Origin of the sequence: Chitinophaga sp. (genome assembly GCF_019236475.1) — a bacterium.
GTDB lineage: Bacteria > Bacteroidota > Bacteroidia > Chitinophagales > Chitinophagaceae > Chitinophaga.
Genome location: NZ_JAFAIX010000013.1, coordinates 335,916 through 358,321, shown reverse-complemented (window position 1 = coordinate 358,321; position 22,406 = coordinate 335,916). Strand labels below are relative to the sequence as shown.

Genomic DNA, 22,406 nt, shown 5'->3' with positions numbered 1-22,406 from the left:
GGATTTATTTTTCCTGAGGGAATATGATCCTAAATGTAGTGCCTTCGCCCAATTTGCTTTCGCATGCAATACTGCCATGCAACATTTCTGTATATTTTTGAACGATATGAAGTCCAAGACCGGTTCCTTGAATATTACTTACGTTCGTACCTCTGAAAAAGCGTTCAAACAGGTGTTGCTGATCATTCACGGACATTCCAATGCCATTATCTGTGATTGTGAACTGAAAACTCTCTGGACTTGCTGCTGTTTGTAAGGTGATATTCCCATCTGCCTTTGTAAATTTGATGGCATTCCCGAACAGGTTCATTATGATGTGTTTTAAAAGGGAGGTATCTAAGGAAACCATTTTATCACCAGTGTGCTGATAGGTAATCGTTTGGTTCTCTTTTACGAGTCCATGCATTTCCTGGATAATAACATTTACAAATTCCTCTGGTTCGAAGCTGGTATATCGTACCTGTATTTTCCCTTCTTCTATTTTTCCTACAGACAGGAAATCATTCAGTGTATCGGTGAGAAGACTCACTGCATTCACAATCCGTTGTAAGTGTTTATTACGGATGGGTTGATCTTGCTCTTCTCCATAATGTTTGATCAGGAAGGCGGACGAAAGGATTGTACTTAAAGGCGTTCTGAACTCGTGAGATGCCATAGATACAAAACGGGATTTCATATCGCCCAACTCCTTTTCCTTTCCGAGCGCTAGCGTAAGTTCTTCTTTGGAATGTTCCAGTTCTGTCAGGGCTTTCCTTAGTTGCAAGGTGCGTTCTTCTACAATTTCCTCCAGTTCATTATTTAATTTTTCAATGTTTTCTTCTGCTTTTTTTCTTTCGGTAATATTATTGATATAAGCGATCACAAAACTGCCTTCTTCATTGGAATAGTGGCTAAGACTGATTTCTACAGGAAACTCCGTACCATTTTTACTTACAGCGAAAAGATTTAGTCCAATTCCCATCGGCCTGCTTTGGGGATGGTGGTTATAGTGATGCCGGTGGTTTTCATGTTTATGATGTACTCTTTGAGGAATCAGTATTTCCACTTTCTTGCCCAGCAATTCTTCTCTTTTGTAACCAAATTGGTCGAGGGCGAAGTTATTCACCATTGTAATGACACCATCCTGATTGGTAACCAGGATACCGATGCTAGCATGATTAAATAACGCTTCAAAGCGTTGTAATTCTTTATTTAGCTGGCGTTGCAGTAATTGGTCTGATTGAATGGGGAAAATGCGGAAGATACGATACTCCTTTTGCTGATAGGTGAATATAGATTCCACAAACGTGCCCGAAAATGAAATATTATTGAAGTTTTTCCATGTCCCTTGGGTAGGGGATGATGTAGTTGAAATGGGGGCTGGATTATTTTCATCGAACAATAGTTCAAGGGTGGGTAGATCATCTGTGCCCATCAACGTAGCACCTTCTTTATTGATATAGATTAGCTTCCCTGTTGCCAGTTCCCTGATAGCCACCAGATAAGAAGCGTCTTCCACCATAGCCATCAAAATACTGAGCTGGAAATTAGAATCAAGATCATGAAAAGCGATGCCCATTTCTTGTGCCTTTAGTTGCCTGTAGTATATCTAAGTGAAATAACTGTATGGAAGTTAATCATTTTATTCTTTGAAATCAAATACTGCCGTTAAGGTGTGACGACTGTCATATCCTGTCCTGATGATACTCATTCATAGGAAAGTGGAATGATGGTAATATTGTATTGAGAAAAATATAATCTTATGAACATCTATATTAGTGAAGAAGCAGTTGTGGCGGATATTCAGGAAAGATTCCACTCTTTATATCCCCAATTAAAGCTACAGTTCTATAAGAAACCATATAACTGCGGCGAGGTGATTCCTGCAGAGGATATTATTTCACCAGGTACCCCTATAGAGAAAATCAGGATGATCCATAGTTTTGGATGGTTGGATGTGAGTTATTACCGTACAGTGGTGGCTGTGGAAAATGATTTTAGTCACCTCTTTGGTCTGAATGTCAGGATATTGCAGCTTGGGAATACTAGCTGGCAGGATACAACGGATAAAGGGGCCTGTACACTGGACGAGCTGAATCTAATGGCGGAGGCACAATGACTACTGTATTATTTAAAAGCCTGACAATTTTGTCAGGCTTTTTGGTGTCCGTCAGTGTAACCATCTAATTTTTCCTGGGAGTCGCATTAGTGATGTGTTATAAATACAGGGTAGGCTAATGTTTTCAACATTAGCTCGGTGTAACTGTGGCGGAATAATCGAGAAATAAAGCTACGTTTATCAGCTCCCATGATTATAATGGGATTTTGTTTTTTCAAAAGATAATCTAACAGTACTGGTTCATTTTCATCGTTTATATCCAAAAAATCGGTATATCCAAAGTGCCTGCATAACCAATTATTTATTTGCTTTTTTTCCTCACTGCTGATAGTTTTTTTATTGGTATTTACAACAGTAGCCCTTGCCTCGTCTAACTCCGGAAATAAGTAACAGAATTGTTTGATGGCAAAAACCGCAGAGGGGCTACTATCATAGAGAAAGATTACTTCCTCCATGGATGAGAATCCTGTTGGTGTAATAATGACGGGGCATTGCGCATTAGCCAGTAAATGTTGGAGAAAAGAGGACAGTTCATCCTGCTTGTCTGACAAGTGGCAGAAGGTTGCATCTACAATAATAACATCAGCAAATCTACTATCTGTTATGAGTGTTGGTAATACTGGCCATTCCAGGTAGGAAGAGGACGAAAAAATTCCTTTTTCACTACAGGTATTTTCGAATTTTCGCCGGTGGTCATTGATCGTTTTTTTCTTTTCAGCAAGCTCTGGGAGATCCTCTGCAACAATACTTTCTACAAATGGAAAACCTAATATTGTTTTTATCTCCGGTTTATCTGCATATAACTCATACTCAAAAAAGTATCCTATAAGTTTGGAATGAGTCATGCCAGCCAGGTAAGTTGCAAACTGAGTGGCCTGTAGTGCAGGTGATGAGCCAGCTATTACGAGCATTATCTTTTCCATGATTTTTTTATTTAAAGGTACAGGCACTTAACAATGGAAATGCTGATTATCGTCAGTTCATTGTATGATAGTTGGCAGTATTAGCATATACTGATGAAGATCACATAAACGGATGTTTAGGATCATTCATAAGAAGATGCGAAGCATGTAGATTAGCAGTAGATAAACAAGTTAATTCTATTAAAGCATATTTTATGGATAAGATATTATATGTAACCGATGCAGTAAGGTTAAACAGAAGTTGCGTTGAATTTGCCTGTTACCTCTGTAATTTGACACATTCTCACCTTACGGGGATATTTCTTGAGAATCGCGAACTCGAATTACGTTCTCATGAGCAAATCAATGAAATTGCAGGCATGCCTTCTATTCCAGGCGGACGTTTAGATGAGCAGAAAGGGCTTTACAGGGATGATAGCATTCGCAGGTTTACACATACTTGTGGGTATAATGGTGTGAATTGCATTACCCATATCAATCCTGGAACTCCCTTAACGGAGGTTGTTACGGAAAGCAGGTATGCAGATCTGATAGTGGTAGATGCTGCTAGTTCATTTAAAGGAAAAGAGGAGGCGGTGCCATCCACTTTTGCAGTGGATTTGCTCAAGCATTCAGAGTGCCCAGTAATCATTGCTCCGGATAGCTTTAATGGTGTTGAGGAAATCGTTTTTGCCTTTAATGGAAGTGCCACGGCTATGTTTGCTATAAAACAGTTTACCTATTTGTTTCCAGAATTATCGCATCATAAAGCAACTTTATTAGTCGTGTCTGAAAATGGGAAAAAAATTGAGAATGAAGTATGGCTGAAAGAATGGTTGGACGATCATTATGATGATGTGGAGATAGATATACAGGAAAATGCTAGGGCTGGTGAAGGCTTGCTGGAACAGCTTTTTAAGAAGGATAATGCCATTATCGTTATGGGGGCCTTTGGAAGAAGTGCCATGTCCGAGCTGTTTATTCCTAATCCTGGACATGCGGTAGTAAGGATGGTTAATCAACCAATATTTATTGCTCACGCTTAAAGTATACAACTATGAAAAGGTTTATTGCCGTTATCAATCCATTGAACTTTACAGAAAATGGTATTGGTGCATTTAAATATTTTGCGAACGCGGGAAATAGCCAACTTTCCGTTATTGCCTTGGATAATCAAGAGCGTGAAGCGCTATCTTTATATGAAATGGTTCCTGAATTATATGCTTATACGGATGAACGGGTATTAGCTGAGATTAGGGCATCCAGGGACTTTGAGATGAATTCAAAAATGACGCAACTGCATCATCTTTGCAACGAAGGGGAAGTGAAAGTAGACGTGCGTAGGGTGGGGAATTTCCCTGATCAAGAAATTATTTTGGAAAGTAGGTTTTCAGACTTACTACTGGTGGGAAGTAAAACTTCTTTTGCGATGATGGGAGACACGAATCCACCGATTTTTGTGGAGGAAATCTTAGTTAAGGCCGAATGCCCAGTCCTAATTATTCCTGATACGCTATTTTCTGTTAAGGAGATTATTTTTTCCTATAATGGTACTGTCTCTTCCATGTTTGCCATTAAAGCGTTTACGCAGTTGTTTCCTTCATTTTGTGAACTCCCAGTTAGAGTGGTATATGTGGGAGAACGGAATATAGAAACGATTCCCTGGGAACATCAATTGAAGACGTATTTAGAGCTTCATTATTCCCGGGTTGATTTCCAAATGTTACGGGGAGACCCATCCATGGAATTCATGAAGTTACTGATGAACAAGAACGACTGTCTTATAACCTTTGGAGCGTATGGACGTAGCCGCATGTCGCGGTTATTCCATCATAGTGATGCGGAAAATATTTTGAAGTGCACAAATGTGCCCGTTTTTATCACACACCCTTAACAGGAGGTAAGATAAAGTTGGCTACGAGCCAACTTTATAATGAAACTTATTAGTGCTGTTTTAATTTAGCGATACGTACCACCAGGTCAGCCAGGCGGTTAGAGTACCCGAATTCATTATCGTACCAACCTACTACTTTCACCAGATCCCCCACGATAGAAGTCAATAAGGAATCGAAGGTACAGGAGTACGGATTATCCACGATATCAATGGAAACGATAGGATGATCTGTATATTTCAATACCCCTTTCATGCTGGTTTCAGCGGCCTCTTTAAACTTCGCATTGATTTCCGCTACGTTCGCAGGTTGTTTTTTCAGGATACAGGTAAAATCTGTCAGGGAACCATTTAAAACAGGAACACGGATACCGGCGCCGCCCATTCTGCCTTCCAGGTGTGGGAAGATAGACGTAATGGCTTTAGCCGCACCTGTGGAAGTAGGTATGATAGACGCAGCAGCAGCGCGGGCTCTGCGGAGGTCTCTGTGTGGAGCGTCGTGCAGGTTCTGATCTCCGGTCATAGAGTGGACAGTTGTGATATATCCATCTACGATTCCCCAGTTATCGTCCAGTACTTTTACCATAGGTGCCACGTTGTTGGTGGTGCAGGAAGCATTGGATAAAACGGGAGAAGTGAGGTCGATCAGATGATCGTTTACGCCTAAGACAACGGTAGGGATATCTTTATCAGGAGAGGGAGCCGATACAATCACTTGTTTGGCGCCTGCCTGGAGGTGCATTTCTGCCGCGGTTCTGGTAGTAAATTTCCCGGTAGATTCGATCACTAGGTCTATATTCAGCGCTGCCCAAGGCAGTTGGAGAGGATTACGTTCTCCTAAAATCCGAATGGCTTTCCCGTCTATCACTAAGGAATCCACTGTTGCTTCCACTGTTCCTTTGTATGGGCCATGTACGGAATCGTAGCTGTAAAGGTGTGCTAATGTAGGTACATCTGCCAGATCATTAATTGCCACCACTTCAATCCCTTTTTTCTCCAGCAGCATACGTAAACATATTCTGCCTATGCGCCCGAATCCATTTATAGCTATTCTCATGATTATGCTGTTATAGCCTGTAAAATTATTTGATAATCATCAAAGTAACAAAAGGATAAGGGCGCGTGTCTTGCCAAATATTACGACTTAAATATATATGGCTTATACATGCAGTGCTACAAAGGATTTCATATAGTCTTTAATCAACTGTCTTACTACCCGGAATTGCTGCATAATTTCTTCTTCCGTGCCGGTAGCTTTGGCCGGATCGGGGAAGTTTTCATGGAATAGTTGTGCCGTGCTTGGGAAGAATGGACATCTTTCCTTTGCATTATCGCATACGGTAATGACAAAATCAAATGGTATATCGCTGTATTCCGTGATGTTATTGGAAGTATGATGAGATATATCAATGCCATCTTCCGCCATAGTGGTGATAGCCCGTGGATTGACGCCATGTGTTTCAACACCTGCACTATACACTTGCGCTTTATCGCCGGCAAAATATTTCAGATAGCCTTCTGCTATTTGGCTGCGGCAACTGTTGCCGGTACAAAGGACGAGGATTTTTTTCATGGTAAATGAAGTATAAAGATTTAAAGTTTTATGCTTTTACAGTGGAGACGAATGTATTGTAGTACTTCTTGCGGAGCCAGAAGGCTACATTCACCAATGCAATCAGTGCAGGCACTTCTACTAGTGGTCCGATTACACCAACGAAAGCCTGGCCGGAGTTGATACCAAATACGCCGATAGCCACTGCGATGGCTAGCTCAAAGTTATTGCCCGCTGCTGTGAATGCGATGGAGGTATTTCGCGAATAGTCGGCTCCCAGGGCTTTGCCTAGCAGGAAACTAATTAGAAACATAATAGCGAAATATATCACCAGTGGGATGGCTATCCTGATTACATCGAAAGGTATTTGTACGATTAGTTTCCCTTTAAGACTAAACATTACCACAATCGTAAACAGGAGAGCTATTAAGGTAATTGGTGAAATAAAAGGGATATACTTCTCCTGGAACCATTTTTCTCCTTTCCATGCAATAAGGCTATATCGACTAATAACGCCTGCAGTAAAAGGGATGCCTAGGTAAATGCCTACGCTTTTAGCTATTTCACCAATGGAAATAGCTACAGTGACTCCTTTCATACCAAAAATGGTAGGAAGCCAGGTGATGAATATATAAGCGTAGATGCTATATAATAATACCTGAAAGATGCTGTTTAAAGCCACAAGTCCGGCCGCATACTCTCGGTTTCCTTCCGCCAGTTCATTCCACACCACTACCATTGCAATGCACCTGGCAAGGCCGATTAGAATAAGCCCTGTCATATATTCAGGATATCCGTGTAGAAATAATACTGCCAACAAGAACATTAGGAGTGGGCCTATTATCCAATTTAGTAGCAGCGAGGCAGATAATACTTTTGTATTACGAAATACCTCTCCCATATTCTCATATTTCACTTTTGCCAGTGGTGGGTACATCATCAGGATAAGTCCTATTGCCAGCGGTATGTTTGTAGTACCGGAAGAATAGGAGTTGATAAAGCCTGATGATGCGGGTAGTATGTATCCAATGCCCACCCCAATGCCCATTGCCAGGAAAATCCAGAGTGTGAGGTATCGGTCCAAAAAGCTCAATTGCTTGCGTTTAGTTGGATTACAATTTTGCATGATGTTGTTTTAATCGCCAGTTTATATTAGCAACAGCCAGGAGGACAGCAAGCAACATCCGCAGGTTTTTCTGCATATACCGTGATGCTGTAAATACCTGTATCTCCGGCATGGAAAGCAGTGATTTCTTCAGGAGTGAGATAGTTGGAAAGGATATCCTCCGGAATAGTGATTGTTTTTTCTTTTTGAATGGTAATATTTTTAAATCCGTTTTTTTCAATGAGGCTTAGGTATTCCTGTTTTTGTATAGCTCCAGATACACAACCAGCGTACATTTCCGCGGCTGCCTGTATTTGGGAGGGCAGTTCGCCTTGCAAAACAATATCAGAGATGCTAAAATGGCCTCCAGGTTTGAGTACACGGAATATTTCGCTGATAACCCCGTTTTTGTTTGGCACCAGGTTCAATACGCAGTTGCTGACTACGACATCCGCCATATTTGCGGATACGGGCATTTTCTCGATATCACCTTGACGAAATTCCACATTGTTGAATTGCAGTTTTTCCGCGTTGTTGCGGGCTTTTTCAATCATAGCTGGTGTGAAATCTATTCCAATCACCTTACCTGTTTCCCCTGTTTCTTGTCGAGCGATAAAGCAATCATTTCCGGCGCCGGATCCGAGGTCAATCACTGTATCGCCTTTTTTGATCTTCGCGAACTGTGTAGGTAATCCGCATCCAAGACTTAGGTCTGCATCAGGATTGTAGCCGCTGAGGGTGGAGTAATCTTCACTCATGATATTGTATACCTCGGTAGAACAGCCGCCCGCACCACAGCAGGATGCAGCGTTGGTAGCTTTGTCTTGTAACGCGATTTCGCTGTATTTCTGTTTTACTATTTCCTTCAGTTGATCGTCTGTATGCATGATGATATGATTTATTGTATTATTGCAATATTGCGATTGATTTATGCAAAAAAATATTAGCAGCAGGTATTTTTCAGATCCACCTCTTTAAAGAAGGAGTTGAACAGTTCTTTATACTGTTTCCATACTTTAGGGTTGATGCAGTAGCATACGCTTACGCCTTCGATGCTTCCTTGTATAATACCTGCTGTTTTTAGTTCTTTCAGGTGTTGGGAGGTGGTGGCTTGCGCCAGTCCCAATTCATCTACGAGATCGCCGCATACGCAGGCGTTCTTTTTCACCAGGTACTGGAGAATGGCAATTCTAGCAGGATGGGCCAGGGCTTTGGCCATTGCAGCTATTTCATTCTGTTGTTTGGTGAAGAGATCTGTTTTTGTTGCTCCCATGGATATTATTTATATCGCAATATTACGATTGATTTTTGAGATAACAATGAGGAAATTTTTATTGAGAATAATTGAATGGATATCTATTGATTGAATGCTGTTTTTATTTGTTGATAATTAAGTTTTTATCAATTTGGCTCTAAGTATTTAGATATACTTAAAGCCAAATTGACGGAATTTATAAGACTTCAGAAATGATTAAGGGTTCATTATTTTTATCAGTTGTTGGCTGACGATGTAAGTGGGTGCATAGAGGGTATTGTCGGTAGCAGAAGTCAAAGGAGCATCCCGATCTATTGCGTAGCCAAATACGCCGCCTTTCTTACCTGTTTTGGGTTCCCAGCGGGCATAATCATATGCGCGACCGGTACCGTTTACAGGATAGGTTACATCATACCATACATTGGAAGGATATCCATTTTCTTCATAGAAAGAAAAGCCAGGTACGAATTGTGTTGATTGAATATAAGGAGAAAAGCTGTTCCATGTTGATTGCAATGTACTAGCGCCACGTCCATAAGCTTGAAGCCATACATAGCTTACCATGGAATACACTTGTCGGAAAAGATTGTTGGTTCCACTTTGATTAGTATCAAACGTGAGTAGCTTTCCTGTACCAGATTTTGGTCCGAGGTACCTCGAAAGTGCGGTGTATACGCCCGCCATGTCTGTCAGGGTTTGGCCGGTTGGGTTACTTTCTACGTCTATGTCGTAACCATCGAAGCCATATTTATTGACGATGCTGTCCACGATATATTTTGCTGTCATATTATATCCAACTGTATCATGGGTAGCACCCGCCACAAGATTTAAATTTCCTGTCAGGATTACTTTGGTCCCTTTGGTATGTAGGGTATTGATCCATCCGGGAACCTGACTTACTATGGGAGAGCTGGATGAAAAGCAAAATAGAATGAGTACATCTAGACTGTCGGGTACCTGTGAAAAATTAGTACCAAATGGTGCTGCTCCATAGCAAGGACCCTGTATGCGATAAAAGCCTGCATAGATTTCATGCGGGCGACTTTTATAGGCAATCAGACTATCTAAGGGTACAGAGAGCGTAGTGGAACTGGTGCTCTTTGCTATAGCGGATTTACTGTTGGTTAATAATTCATCGGAACGTAATTGTTTGGTACAACCAGTGCCAAGGATCAACATTACCAGTGCAATTAATACTGTAAATGATAAACACTTTTGTTTCATTTTGGGTGATTTTTTATGGTGAATAATGATGCCGGTAGAAAAAGAGGAATGGTGGAATGGTCTCTTCAACATCACTTTCATTGGTTGTACAACAACGACTTAAACAAGTGATTTTCAATGTCACTGCATTTGCTTAATCGATTTACCTACGAGGGCAAATAATCTATTCGGGTACATAATGGTTTACATAACAATTGGAATTATCGGGGCATACTGGACCTACAACATAAGGACAGCAATACCCATATCGTTACTTTCTGTGCTAATGCATTGTGTGCTGTAATAATGGGCTAACATAATTATAGCAATACAATGACTCGGGTTTGATTATGCGTCGTGATTCATGGATCGATGTTATGTGAACGGCTCTCTTTAAGATAGATTAGATACGATCGAGATAATGTTAATTTACATAAAAAATAGAAATGTTAAGCATATTTTTTTCGTGTAGTAGTGATGCTATTTAAAAGCATCATGGGAATATTCGATAATAAACCCTAAATATCCCCTACGATAGAAAAGAATCAGAATGAGGCAACTTAAATGGAAAAGCTGAAAATAATTGAAGAGCGCGATGAAAATGTTCTTTATTGAACGTGACAAACTTTCGTATTAAACTTGATCCTGTTCGAATAGAAAAATTTAGGAATACACTGCAGCCAGAAATTTCCGATATTAGTGAGAAGGATCATCACGGTTTATTTTATAAGAAATAATATATGAACAAGGAGAACCAAAATATAGAATGGAAGGAGACTTGGCGCGATGAATATCTTAAATGGATTTGTGGGTTTGCAAATGCACAAGGTGGTGTTATTATAATAGGGAAAAATGATGAAGGTAAAGTAACTGGTATTCCTAATGCTCATCAGTTGCTGGAAGAAATACCTAATAAGGTAAGAGATATGTTAGGCATTATGGTGGATGTGAACATAGAGCAACAGAAAAATAGAGAATATTTGGAGATTAAGGTTGATTCATATCCTAATCCAGTTAGTTATAAGGGGCAATATTATTATAGGAGCGGCAGCACTAAACAGGAATTAAAAGGCGCTGCCCTTGATAAATTTTTGTTACAGAAGCAAGGTAAGCGTTGGGATGGAGTGCCTGTACCCAGTGTGTCTTTAAGCTCACTCAGCAAGGATGCATTTTCTTTTTTCCGTAGAAGTGCTACCAGAACAGGACGCCTGTCGCCAGAAATTATAGTAGAAGCCAACAAGTTATTACTAGAGAATCTCAAATTATATGATGGGGCTTATTTGAAACGGGCGGCTGTACTACTTTTTCATCCCGATCCGGAAAAGTTTGTAACAGGTGCTTTTGTAAAGATTGGATTTTTTAGAACGGATGATGATTTGCTATTCCAGGATACTATTCATGGGGATCTTTTTGAACAGGTAAATAAGACCATGGATTTACTACTTACCAAGTATATGAAGGCGATGATCAGTTATGACGGAATTACGAGAATAGAGACTTATCCTTTTCCAGAGGCTGCATTAAGGGAAGCAGTTTTAAATGCCATTGTGCATAAGGATTATAGTGGTGGGGTACCTGTTCAAATCAGTGTATACGACAATAAGATTATTTTCTGGAATCAGGGACAGTTACCGGATAACTGGACAGTGGAGCGTTTGAAGCATAAACATCCTTCCATCCCTTATAACCCAGATATTGCTACTGCTTTTTTCCGTGCCGGGCTTATTGAAACCTGGGGCCGCGGTACGATTAAGATGATCAATGAGTGTAGGAAATCTGGTCTGCCAGACCCGGAGTTTAATTATGATCTTTCTGGATTTATGATTGAGTTCAGGAAGAAAACGTCGGAGAAAACGTCGGAGAAAACGTCGGAGAAAATCATAACGATTATTAAGACAAATCCGCGGGTTACTATACAGGAATTGGCCTCCAGAATTGAAATTTCTGAACGATCTATAGAGAGGAATCTTCAAAAGCTACAAAGAGAAAATAAGCTGGAGCGTATTGGACCGAACAAAGGAGGATATTGGAGGATAGTTTATTGATCTTGGATCCCAAAGGGAAGCAACCTATTAAAACGAAAAAAGGATCATCATTGCTGATGATCCTTTTTTGCGGGGTGGAGGGGACAATGTTCGAACTTATTTACTACTGATTTGGAAAACATCCACCAGTTTATGAAGCTTACTATACATTAAAAATACTTATGATAGGTTTAATACATGATTAAATTGGGTATAATTGGGTAATTTTGCGGGGATTTAGAGGTAAATAATTGGGTATAATTGGGTAATTTTATGGGTATATGATAAAGACTACAACCATAAATATCACCACCGAGGTGCTATCCCTAATTTCAGAAATTGACGAATTTAAAGGTGCATGGCGCGCCTTAGGCCAACTGGCACCAGAACATCTCACTTCATTAAAGCGGGTTGCTACAATTGAAAGCATAGGGTCATCAACTCGTATTGAAGGAGCGAAATTAACTGATCAACAAGTAGAAAAATTGCTTGGAAACTTAGCTATAAAGCAGTTTACATCTCGAGACGAAGAAGAAGTTGCCGGATATGCAGATGTCATGAACCTTATTTTTGAAAATTACACATATATCCCGCTAACTGAAGGCTACATTCAGCAACTTCACCGGGAATTATTAAAGCATAGTTCCAAAGACAATTGGCATCGAGGGAATTACAAAAAATCACCGAATCATGTTGAAGCTTTTGATCAGGATGGCAAAAGCTTAGGTATTGTATTCGAGACCGCCAGTCCTTTTGACACACAGTTACGCATGCAGGAACTTGTTAGCTGGACTGTTAATGCTATTGAAACGAAAGCCCTTCATCCGCTTTTAATAATATGTATTTTTATTGTAGTTTTTCTTGCTATCCATCCATTTCAGGATGGTAATGGCCGGTTATCGCGCATTCTAACAACAGTCCTTCTACTACGAGCAGGATATGCATACGTGCCATATAGCTCTCTGGAAGCTGTTATTGAGCAGAGTAAAGAAGGGTATTACCTTGCTTTAAGAAGAACACAAGGCACCTTAAAAGCTGAAAATCCAGACTGGATGCCCTGGATATTATTTTTTCTACGCGCTCTTCAGCAGCAGAAAGCCCGACTTGAAATTAAAATTGAACGGGAAAAACTTCTTTTAGGACAGCTACCAGAATTATCTATAGAAATACTTGAATTGGCAAAATCCAGAGGTCGTATAACAATCAGTGAAATAGTTGTTTTAACAAAAGCCAACAGGAATACTGTCAAAAAACACCTGGAAAGCCTCGTTTCTGCTAAGCATCTGCAACAACATGGCGCTGGACGTGGTTCCTGGTATTCTATGTAAAGTGAATTTTACCTATCCGCGAGAAACAAGCTGTCAAAATTTCTAAACTTATCAGGCTATGTATAATGTCTTTTGAAATAACTGAAGAAAAATTAGCATTATTCCAATCCCTTTTTAAAGCAAAAGAGGATGCTTTTGCCATTAGATGGGAAAAGGATGGCAAGAGCGGATATATGCCTTCCTATCAAATGGACTGGGATGCTTATAAGATGCATAAAAATAAAGGAGGCACATTCTCGAATTTTAAGGACAAAACATTATTGCCCCTTACTACAAAAGAGTTTGTTAAACATTTAACAGGAGAGCAGGTAACTGGTATATATCCTTTACTAGATGATAATACCTCGTGGTTTGTAGCAGTTGATTTTGATGAACAAGGATGGGATGATGAATGCCGGAAATTCCTGACATTATGTAAACAATACAAGATACCAGCTTCATTAGAACGGTCAAGATCAGGAAATGGAGGGCATGTTTGGATCTTTTTCACCAAACCTTACCCAGCTTACAAAAGCAGAAAAATTGTCAAATATCTGCTTGAGCTGGCGGGTATTATTTCCATATTTGACAAGAAGCCCAGCTTTGACAGAATATTTCCAAATCAGGATTATCACAGTGGGATAGGTTTAGGAAACTTAATTGCATTACCGTTTCAAAAGCAGGCTATTGAAAAAGGAAACTCCTGCTTCATAGATCCTGTCAATTTAATACCGTTCGAAAATCAATGGAAATTTCTGGGCACTATCTCAAAAATAACTACTGAAAATCTGGATATAATTTATAATCAACTTTTTAATACTACTATACAACAATCAGATTCTCCTGTAAATATTGTATCCAAGCAGGACCATCTTATTAATATAAGTTTAAGTAATATTATCTCTCTAAGCCGATTTCAGTTGTCTACCCAATTAATTGATTTTTTGAGAGAGAACCTCAATTTTATAAATACTGATTACCTGATCAAAAAGAAAATGGGAAAATCCACTTACGGTACAGAGGCTTATTTTAAAATATTGGAGGAGAAGGGAGATAGCATTATTATTCCCAGAGGATTTATCGGCCAGTTACTACGCTACTGTAAACAAGAAAGTATTCCCTATGAACTTAAGGATAATAGAAGAAAATATGCCGATGTCAAGATCCCTTCAAAAATAACATTGTATGATTATCAGGAAGTAGCAGTTGGAATAACTACAAAAAAAGATTTTGGCATAATAGTGGCGCCACCGGGAACTGGAAAGACAGTGATTGCATTATCCATTGTCGCAAACAAAAGGCAACCTGCCCTGATCATAGTACATCGCAAACAACTGTTTGATCAATGGATAGAAAGAATACAAACCTTTATGGGAATTCCCAAGCATTTGATTGGTAAGATTGTGAGTGGGGAAAAGAAAGAGGGGCTGCTAATAACTGTTGCTATGATGCAAAGTTTGGAGGTAATAAACGAGAGTGACCCCATTTTTCAAGATTTTGGAACTATCATAATTGATGAATGTCACCACGTGCCTGCTAAGACGTTTCGGGATACAATTAAAAGATTCAATTCATTTTTTCTATATGGGCTGACAGCCACACCATTCAGAAAGAATAAAGATGAACAATTAATATTCTCTTTCATCGGAGATGTTATACATGAAATAAAATCCAATAGCCATGAAGAAGGAGAACATAATAATCTTTCAGTAAAAATCCGGGACACAGAATTGTATGTCCCATTTGATTATAAAACAGATAAGTTTGAATCTCTATCCCAAATTCTCATCCATGATTCAGCAAGGAATAATCTTATCATCAATGATGTAAAAAAGGAAGTTGGAGCAGGAAGAAGAGGATTAATTCTTACAGAAAGGAAAAACCATATTGATACACTTTGTCAATTTCTTAAACAACAATTCGAGATAATAACCTTATCTGGTGATGATAGTGAGCAATTGCGAAAAGCAAAAATGAAGCAGATTGCTTCAGGAGAGTTTCAAGTTCTGATTGCTACTGGACAGTTTATAGGTGAAGGGGTTGATATAGATAATCTGGATTGTCTGTTTCTTGCTTTCCCTTTTGCTTTTGAAGGTAAACTGATTCAATACATAGGACGTGTTCAGCGTAGCAGGACTTCTCCTATTATATATGATTACCGTGATACTAAAATTGAATACCTGGAGAAGCTATTTAAACAAAGAAATAAGTACTATCGCAAATTACAAAAGGCAGGGCAAGTGCAAAAATACGATGAATTGCTCCTTTTATTTGATGGAGACAAAGTTTATCTGGATCAAAAGAATAATGCATTGCCAATTTCCATTTTAGACCTCCCATTTGAAATTAAACAATTTAAGAAAGACGTTGCCTGGAGAATAAGGGTATTGAATTATAATGAGGTGGAGGAGGTAATATTTGCTGAAATATTAAATTATCAGGCTGAACAAAATCCATTAACTGAAATGCAACTAAGTTTGGATCTATTGGGAATTGAAAAGATTAAATTCCGGTCAATTAGTTCTGACTATCTATTGAGGTCCGTACAATTAAAACCTAATATGGTACAGGCTTCCGGTAAAAAAATGGAATTTCCTGATAAAGAAGATATGGATAAATCTATTTCAAAACTATTAAAGATTCCATTTAATAAAATCAAGTTTGGTAATGGCTTTGTATCCTTTTCGTATTTTATAGAAGAGCTTAATAAATCTTTAGATTTTGAGATTGAGAACAATGATATAAGACCTGAATTTGAGGTATTGAAAGATTATTTTATCAAAGTACTTAAAAAGAAAACACTTGCCATAACCATAAGGATAAAATTTAATAAATCCGGTATTACATCCACAGCAGCCACATCTGATGATATTGATAAGATAAATAGTACTATAGTAGAAAGTGTGAGATTTGAATTTGTCCGAAAGGGGATTCTGACAACTCAAGGCACACTAAGTAATAATAAATTTATGGCTACAATGGAAGAGCTAATGGCCATTAATAATAATCCAATAACCAATTTTTTCAAATCTGATAAGGATTTGCTGGACGATATTCTCAATGTTAAAAAAAGCAAACACTATTTGCAGTTAAAGTACCTTTCTACACAACATGAGGCATCTATTTTAAAGATCCGTTTCGTTTTACAGCCGCTTTCGTTCATTTTTTTAGTTATGGGAGCTGAAAAGTATCATCTTGTATGGGAAACATTAGATAGTAACGAGGCGACTTACATTTGGCACGTTAGCAAAACCAAAGAGGCATTACGTCAGGCAATTGGGATGATAGAGGGAATTCTGCAAGAGATCAAGAATACTGGCAAGCAGGAGTATCTAAAGAAAGATCATCCTGATTTTAGCAGAATATTCCATGATTATTCCGATACTAAAAAAGGATTTGTTTTATGGAAAGGGCAGTTGGAGGAAAGGGTTACGTGATTACTATTTGCAAGAAGCTAAAGTTTCTAGATAGCAATGTGCATATGTGATATAATAATAATGTGCAATACATATGATATGATATGATACTCCTCAAAATTTAGATATAAATGAACTTCACAATAATGCTATTGATTCCCAACGCTTATTTAACAGTTCGAATAGGAAATTTTAGGCTCCATTTTATACATCTTCCAGCTCCCCAATAATTTCCTCTGCTTGTATTTTATTTCCCAGGCTTATAAGGCAATCAATAACATTATTGACGCTCAATTTATCTTTGGTTTTGTATGCCAATAAATAGAGGAGCGCTTCTGAAGTCAGTAGTATAAATCTTTTAATGTCCGTATTCCATGTTATTTCATTGATAAAACTATCGAGGTTAGATTTAAATGAATTGCTAATTATGATAAAGCCTATTTTGGTAAATCCCTCTTTTTTGAGCAACGGGCAATGATAATTAATATATTCTTTAATGGCTCTATCATCAAGCCCCAAGTTATAACCATTACTATAAGCCTTTGCATCTACAATAAAGGCCGTATGATCTTCCCGGTATTTAATTACTGCATCAGGATTTCTGCCTTTTCCTTGCCCTAAAATACATACTTCAAAGTCTAGTTGTTTAAATATTTCGAGAACCATTTTTTCATATTCGCTGCCTTTCGCAGAGCCTGATTTATCCGAATCTTGACCAAGTTCAACCAGTCTGGCTACTTTGGGGATAAGGTATTCATTTTTGTCAAAATTTGCCACTAATGTTACCAGCTCCTTATTTTCAGTAAAAGTCATAGCAGGTGCCTGAATAGCCTGCTTTTCCTTCTTCATAGCAACATGCGGGTTTCCTGTATAATTCCAAAAAGCATGTTCTGCAGACCAATTATTTACAACATTCTTCGTACAGTTCTGCAATATGACCTTGATATCTTCATTCAACTTATAGAAAAACTGATAACTTTCATTTTGCGTATTATGGTTTTCCCATAAATCAAGATCCTTAAAAGCATTGATGAGAGATGTATAAATAATAGGCCATTTTTCATAGTTATGTATTTGCCAGAAGTAAGAAAGAAAATAACCTGATGAAGCAGGGTTGGGTGCTTTTCTTTTGTCGGGAGCGTTATTGAAAATTTGGCTTGCAAATTTTTCTAGTGAATCGATTTTATCTCCAGCTTGGAGTAAATCTGTGGGTTCTGAAATACAGGTTTTAACAAGATCGCTTAGCTTTCCAGGATTAGATTCACTACTTTTAGTAAGAAGATTAAAAAACATTTGTCCCTTGGCAGCAGTAAATCCCCAAAGATTATTCCGTTTGTTATAACTGTCTAAATCTGTTTTAAATTCATAGAGATTGATATGACCATTAAGAAAATCCTGAATAATCTTTTTTATATCCACTATCGCCTTTAATCGTTCTGTGTCAATTTGATTAATAGGCTGCCCTTTGGTATTTAATACTGTTTTATCTGATTTAATATAATCATTCCAAATAGTTGTAATTTTGTTTTTTATATTTTCTGGAATCTTTTTATTTCTGCTCATTTTAAGTGGAAATATATACTGATAACTAAATTCTGAAATGAGATTGAACTTATGATTACAACTCATTCAGTTTTTTATAAATTTTTTTCATCATTAACTCTTTCACTAAATCCCCAAATACTTTGTCTTCAAGTATTTTTTCGAAAATTTCCTGATTCTGATCCATACGCCCAATCAATTTATCTATAAATTTGTCATTAAAGGCAAATTTGAAAGTGTCCAATTTATTCACTTTTGCTTGAGTTTGTAGGGTTGTATCTTCCATTAATTCTGCCTCAATTTGGTCAAAGAAAAGTTTGTCAGCTTCCTCGAATTCTGTCCCAAAGCGATCGTTAAGAATGGAAATGATTTCGGAAAGCAAAGCCTCTTCTTCTTTGAGCCTTTTTAATCCGGCTTCGGCAGTACCGCTAAGTTTGCCAATTTCTCCTTTTACTAATTCAATAGCTCCCTCCTTGATCTTTTGTAATCGGTAGTATTCAAGTGCAATTTCATCATCGAACTGTAATGATTCCGAAAGGTCTCTCTTTGGAAGCCTTGTCTGAAGTAATCGGGAATAGGCATAGAATTTCTCGAACTCAGTGTCAATAAATGGCATGATCTGAGAAAGAAATGCGTATAAGTTTGTCCAGGAACGTAGTCCCTTTTTAAATTCTTCTTGTTTATCTTCTGTTAACGCTCTATAACGATCGACTGCAGAATCCGTATATGCATAAAGACGTTTTTGATCTTTGAAATTAGTTGCCGGATTAAAGTATACCTGCGCAAAGTCTTCGATATCCGCCTCCCAATATACTTGAAACTGATCTAACCTGGCTTTAAGATCATAGAGATGGTTGATTTCAGTTTCATCCTCCACTGTCGTTACTTCATAATAAGGTTGAAAAGAATCTAAAATGGTTTGCCGGTCATTGACAAAATCTAAGACAAAAGTATCTTCTTTGCCTGGGTATATACGATTCAACCTTGAAAGAGTTTGCACAGCTTTTACTCCAGATAGTTTTTTATCTATATACATTGTATGTAATAGTGGTTGATCAAAACCGGTTTGATACTTATCCGCAACTATTAGAATTTTATAGTCATCTTTACCAAATACGTCAGGTAGCTCCTTCTCTCCGTACCCTGTTAATTGTGGTTCAGAAACTCCGTCTGGGGCGTCATCATCTATTACTTTCCCTGAGAAAGCAACTAAAATCTTTAATTCTTTATCATACCCTTTTTCTTTGATATAATTCTCAAATTCTTTAAAATAGCGTTTAGCATGTAAACGTGAGCCGCAAGCAAGCATTGCTTTAGCTTTTCCACCAATTTTCTTCGAAACTATATCGCGAAAATGTTCTATGATTATTTCTGTTTTTTGCGAAAGGTTATAAGGGTGAAGTGATACGTATTTACCTATAGCCTTGGCTGCTTTCTTCTTGTTGATTTGCGGATCTTCTTCAATTGCCTTTGTTAGCTTAAAATATAGTTCATAGGTTGTGTAATTCTGTAACACATCTAGAATGAATCCTTCTTCAATAGCTTGTCGCATTGAATAGAGGTGAAAAGGTTTAGGTTTTTCGTCAATATCCTTATCACCGAAAACCCTTAGCGTTTTGTATTTTGGAGTAGCAGTAAATGCAAAAAATGAAATATTGGGTTGCTGCCCCCTTGAAGTTGCCGAACGCTCTACTTGTTCTCTGATGAAATCGTCCCCTGTATAGTCGTCTATGTTTTCTTCTTCTTCTTCAGCTTTTTCTAAGGATTTAATAGCGAGTATTTCTTTCATTTTCTTACTCGCTTCACCCCCTTGAGAACTATGGGCCTCATCAATGATAACTGCATATTTCCTATCAGGTAATTCTCCCACTTTATCCACAACAAATGGGAATTTTTGCAATGTGGTTATAATAATGTTAGTGCCATATCCTAATGCGCTAGCTAGCTGGGAGCTGTCTTTATCAATTTTTCGAACTACTCCTGCTTTATGCTCAAATTGATAAATTGTATTCTGTAGTTGTTGATCCAATACATTTCTATCTGTTACCACTATTACGGAGTCAAATATTCGTTCGTCAGTTTGATTGTGTAAGCTTGATAAGCGGTAAGCGAGCCATGCAATGGAATTGCTTTTTCCGGAACCAGCAGAATGTTGAATTAAATAGTTCTTGCCAATTCCATTTTTAAAAACATCTATGCTTACTTTACGTATAGCATCTAATTGGTGATATCTGGGAAAAATCAATTTTTCTTTTCTGTAGATTCTTCCATTAACCTCAACTTCTTCTATTTGTAGATGGATGAAGCGTTGAAGGATTTCCATCCAGCTATCTTTCTGTAATATATTTTCCCATAGATAGGCTGTACGGTATCCGTTTGGATTGATAGGATTGCCTTTCCCACCATTATATCCTTTATTAAACGGTAGCCAAAAGGTTTTGTTACCATCCAACTTAGTGGTCATGAATATTTCATCCTGATCAACTGCAAAATGTACCAGACTTCTTTTCTTAAATGTAAATAGTAGGTCCCGATTATCTCGGCTTGTATTGTACTGTTTTATTGCATTACTTACATCCTGTCCCGTAAACTGATTTTTAACCTCCAGCGTAGCAACAGGAAGTCCATTTAACGATACGACAACATCGACAGAATTTTTCACTTTGTCACTATAGTAGACCTGACGATATACTTTAAGGCTGTTCTTATTATAAAGGATTACAGCATCAGGATTCAATCCAGAGACTGGTGGAAAGAAAGCCATTTGAAAACGAACACCATAGTCCACGAAGCCATTACGGATAACATCTAAGTTGCCTCTTAAGTCCAATTCTTTGTAAAGCCGCTGGATTACCCGATTTTCGGTATCGGCTCCGTGAATAGTTGAAATCTTTTCCCAGCGATTAGGTTGTGATGCTTTCAAAAAGTCAATTACTTCCTGTTTAAACATACCTAATTCAGTATTATAACTACTCGCGTCACCTAGTGAATAGCCTCCATTAATAAGTGAATGCACTAAAGCTTCTTCAAATCTATTTTCAGTTGTAATACTCATGATATGTCATCATTTGTAGATGAACCTTGTGGATTTTTCTCTTGTTGTCCTAAAAATTGTCTATATGCTACCTCTTTAAGAATTAATCTTAAAGTGTGTTTTGATTTATCCGGTAGATTATCTTTTAAGTAGCCAGCCTCATCGTAACACTCTCGTACAAATTGGAAATTATCAAGATAAAGCTCTTCCTCAATATTAGAAAGCGTATTGGGTAAATCAGATTCTATTATTTCGAAGGTGTCGGGATCAAAGTATCTGACAAGAGGTTTATTTATTTCTTTATACTCTCTACCTTGGAAGCATGGTTTTCCTTTACTTGATTGCCAGTAAATTCCAAAGAACTCAGACCTGTTTGATTTGTAAACTTTAGCAATTTGCAAACTACCATCTATAGCTCGGTTAACACCCTGGGTCACCATATCTCTCAGTATCATCAATGGTTCCATGTCTATGGGATCATCCTGTTTGTCTCTGTTATATAGAAGATCTTTGTATCGCTTTTTAGCTTCTTCTTCCATTTCACCAGGATCACTTAAAAAAGTATAGAACCTTTTTTTTGAGCCGTTATTGGTTAATTCATCAAAAATGAATCCCTCAATATCTCTTGAGTAGAATAGTTTCCAAACTCTAAACGCTCCTGTTGGCCCCTTTTGCCAATCCCAACCACCGAATAAAAACTGTACTCCGCTTCTTAATGCATGAATATCCTCTCCCTTAATTTCCGAAATGATTTTTGATGTCAGATCAGTAAATAGATTGGATAAATAATCTAAAACGTCTTCGAGACTAGCATCCGGAGATTGTAGATTTTTATCCAGATGGATGGAAGAAACAAGGTTTAATACAAGTGGATAAGCTCTTCCAGTGCTTCCTGCAAAGCATAATAAGCAATCCTTTTTTGGGAGTTTAAACAGTTTTATACCATGTTTCCATTTTTCACCGCCAGTCAAGCAACTATCCGTTGCGAAGATTAATTCTTCCGTATCATTGGCTTGGCGTATATATGCAATACAAAGGGTCATTTTAGAGGTTTTATGGTAGCTACTACTATATAAG

General features: G+C 38.0%; 17 protein-coding genes. 6 read left to right on the top strand and 11 right to left on the bottom strand.

Annotated elements, in window-relative coordinates; genetic code table 11:
• Positions 1–4: 4 nt before the first annotated feature.
• Positions 5–1,558 carry a PAS domain-containing sensor histidine kinase gene (locus JO154_RS23475; RefSeq protein WP_291950551.1) on the bottom strand — a complete coding sequence of 518 codons (1,554 nt, stop codon included), beginning with the start codon at positions 1,556–1,558 and terminating at the stop codon, positions 5–7.
• A gap of 183 nt (positions 1,559–1,741) precedes the next feature.
• Between JO154_RS23475 and JO154_RS23470 the strand changes: the two genes are divergently transcribed.
• A complete protein-coding gene (locus JO154_RS23470) occupies positions 1,742–2,098 on the top strand; it encodes a hypothetical protein (protein ID WP_291950548.1) in 357 nt (118 codons plus the stop codon).
• Between the two features lie 86 nt (positions 2,099–2,184).
• On the opposite strand, the gene JO154_RS23465 is transcribed toward JO154_RS23470, so the two are convergent.
• Positions 2,185–3,021, bottom strand: a complete 837-nt coding sequence (locus JO154_RS23465; protein WP_291950545.1) for a hypothetical protein — start codon at positions 3,019–3,021, stop codon at positions 2,185–2,187.
• A gap of 194 nt (positions 3,022–3,215) precedes the next feature.
• On the opposite strand from JO154_RS23465, the gene JO154_RS23460 reads away from it, so the two are divergent.
• Complete coding sequence (locus JO154_RS23460) at positions 3,216–4,046, top strand: universal stress protein (RefSeq protein WP_291950542.1); 831 nt, start codon at positions 3,216–3,218, stop codon at positions 4,044–4,046.
• Positions 4,047–4,057: 11 nt separating this feature from the next.
• The gene (locus tag JO154_RS23455) at positions 4,058–4,894 is read left to right on the top strand and encodes a hypothetical protein (RefSeq protein WP_291950539.1); all 837 of its coding nucleotides are present in this window, start codon (positions 4,058–4,060) and stop codon (positions 4,892–4,894) included.
• Between the two features lie 49 nt (positions 4,895–4,943).
• Here the strand turns inward: JO154_RS23455 and gap are convergent, their stop codons facing one another.
• From gap to JO154_RS23425, 6 genes are all read right to left on the bottom strand, one after another.
• Positions 4,944–5,954, bottom strand: a complete 1,011-nt coding sequence (gene gap, locus JO154_RS23450) for a type I glyceraldehyde-3-phosphate dehydrogenase (RefSeq protein WP_366935602.1) — start codon at positions 5,952–5,954, stop codon at positions 4,944–4,946.
• Positions 5,955–6,050: 96 nt separating this feature from the next.
• Positions 6,051–6,464: an arsenate reductase ArsC gene (locus JO154_RS23445; protein WP_291950534.1), complete on the bottom strand. Its 414-nt coding sequence runs from the start codon at positions 6,462–6,464 to the stop codon at positions 6,051–6,053.
• 28 nt (positions 6,465–6,492) lie between these two features.
• On the bottom strand, positions 6,493–7,569 hold the full coding sequence (gene arsB / locus JO154_RS23440) for an ACR3 family arsenite efflux transporter (RefSeq protein WP_291950531.1): 1,077 nt from the start codon (positions 7,567–7,569) through the stop codon (positions 6,493–6,495).
• 26 nt (positions 7,570–7,595) lie between these two features.
• Positions 7,596–8,435 carry an arsenite methyltransferase gene (locus tag JO154_RS23435; RefSeq protein WP_291950528.1) on the bottom strand — a complete coding sequence of 280 codons (840 nt, stop codon included), beginning with the start codon at positions 8,433–8,435 and terminating at the stop codon, positions 7,596–7,598.
• 56 nt (positions 8,436–8,491) lie between these two features.
• Positions 8,492–8,821: a metalloregulator ArsR/SmtB family transcription factor gene (locus tag JO154_RS23430; RefSeq protein ID WP_291950525.1), complete on the bottom strand. Its 330-nt coding sequence runs from the start codon at positions 8,819–8,821 to the stop codon at positions 8,492–8,494.
• A gap of 198 nt (positions 8,822–9,019) precedes the next feature.
• Positions 9,020–10,027: a hypothetical protein gene (locus JO154_RS23425; RefSeq protein WP_291950522.1), complete on the bottom strand. Its 1,008-nt coding sequence runs from the start codon at positions 10,025–10,027 to the stop codon at positions 9,020–9,022.
• 719 nt (positions 10,028–10,746) lie between these two features.
• Between JO154_RS23425 and JO154_RS23420 the strand changes: the two genes are divergently transcribed.
• The 3 genes from JO154_RS23420 to JO154_RS23410 all read left to right on the top strand — a co-directional run bounded on the left by JO154_RS23420 (position 10,747) and on the right by JO154_RS23410 (position 16,774).
• Complete coding sequence (locus tag JO154_RS23420; protein ID WP_291950519.1) at positions 10,747–12,051, top strand: ATP-binding protein; 1,305 nt, start codon at positions 10,747–10,749, stop codon at positions 12,049–12,051.
• Between the two features lie 260 nt (positions 12,052–12,311).
• Entirely contained in the window at positions 12,312–13,358 is a 1,047-nt protein-coding gene (locus JO154_RS23415) for a Fic family protein (RefSeq protein WP_291950516.1), read from the top strand.
• Positions 13,359–13,423: 65 nt separating this feature from the next.
• Positions 13,424–16,774, top strand: coding sequence for a DEAD/DEAH box helicase (locus JO154_RS23410; RefSeq protein ID WP_291950513.1), 3,351 nt, complete (start codon positions 13,424–13,426; stop codon positions 16,772–16,774).
• Between the two features lie 183 nt (positions 16,775–16,957).
• Here the strand turns inward: JO154_RS23410 and JO154_RS23405 are convergent, their stop codons facing one another.
• The 3 genes from JO154_RS23405 to JO154_RS23395 are packed head-to-tail and all read right to left on the bottom strand — an operon-like array spanning position 16,958 to position 22,372.
• A complete protein-coding gene (locus JO154_RS23405; RefSeq protein WP_291950510.1) occupies positions 16,958–18,316 on the bottom strand; it encodes a restriction endonuclease FokI C-terminal domain-containing protein in 1,359 nt (452 codons plus the stop codon).
• A gap of 55 nt (positions 18,317–18,371) precedes the next feature.
• Complete coding sequence (locus JO154_RS23400) at positions 18,372–21,350, bottom strand: DEAD/DEAH box helicase family protein (RefSeq protein ID WP_291950507.1); 2,979 nt, start codon at positions 21,348–21,350, stop codon at positions 18,372–18,374.
• A complete protein-coding gene (locus JO154_RS23395) occupies positions 21,347–22,372 on the bottom strand; it encodes a hypothetical protein (protein ID WP_291950504.1) in 1,026 nt (341 codons plus the stop codon). Before JO154_RS23395 ends, JO154_RS23400 begins: the two co-directional genes overlap by 4 nt.
• Positions 22,373–22,406 lie beyond the last annotated feature (34 nt).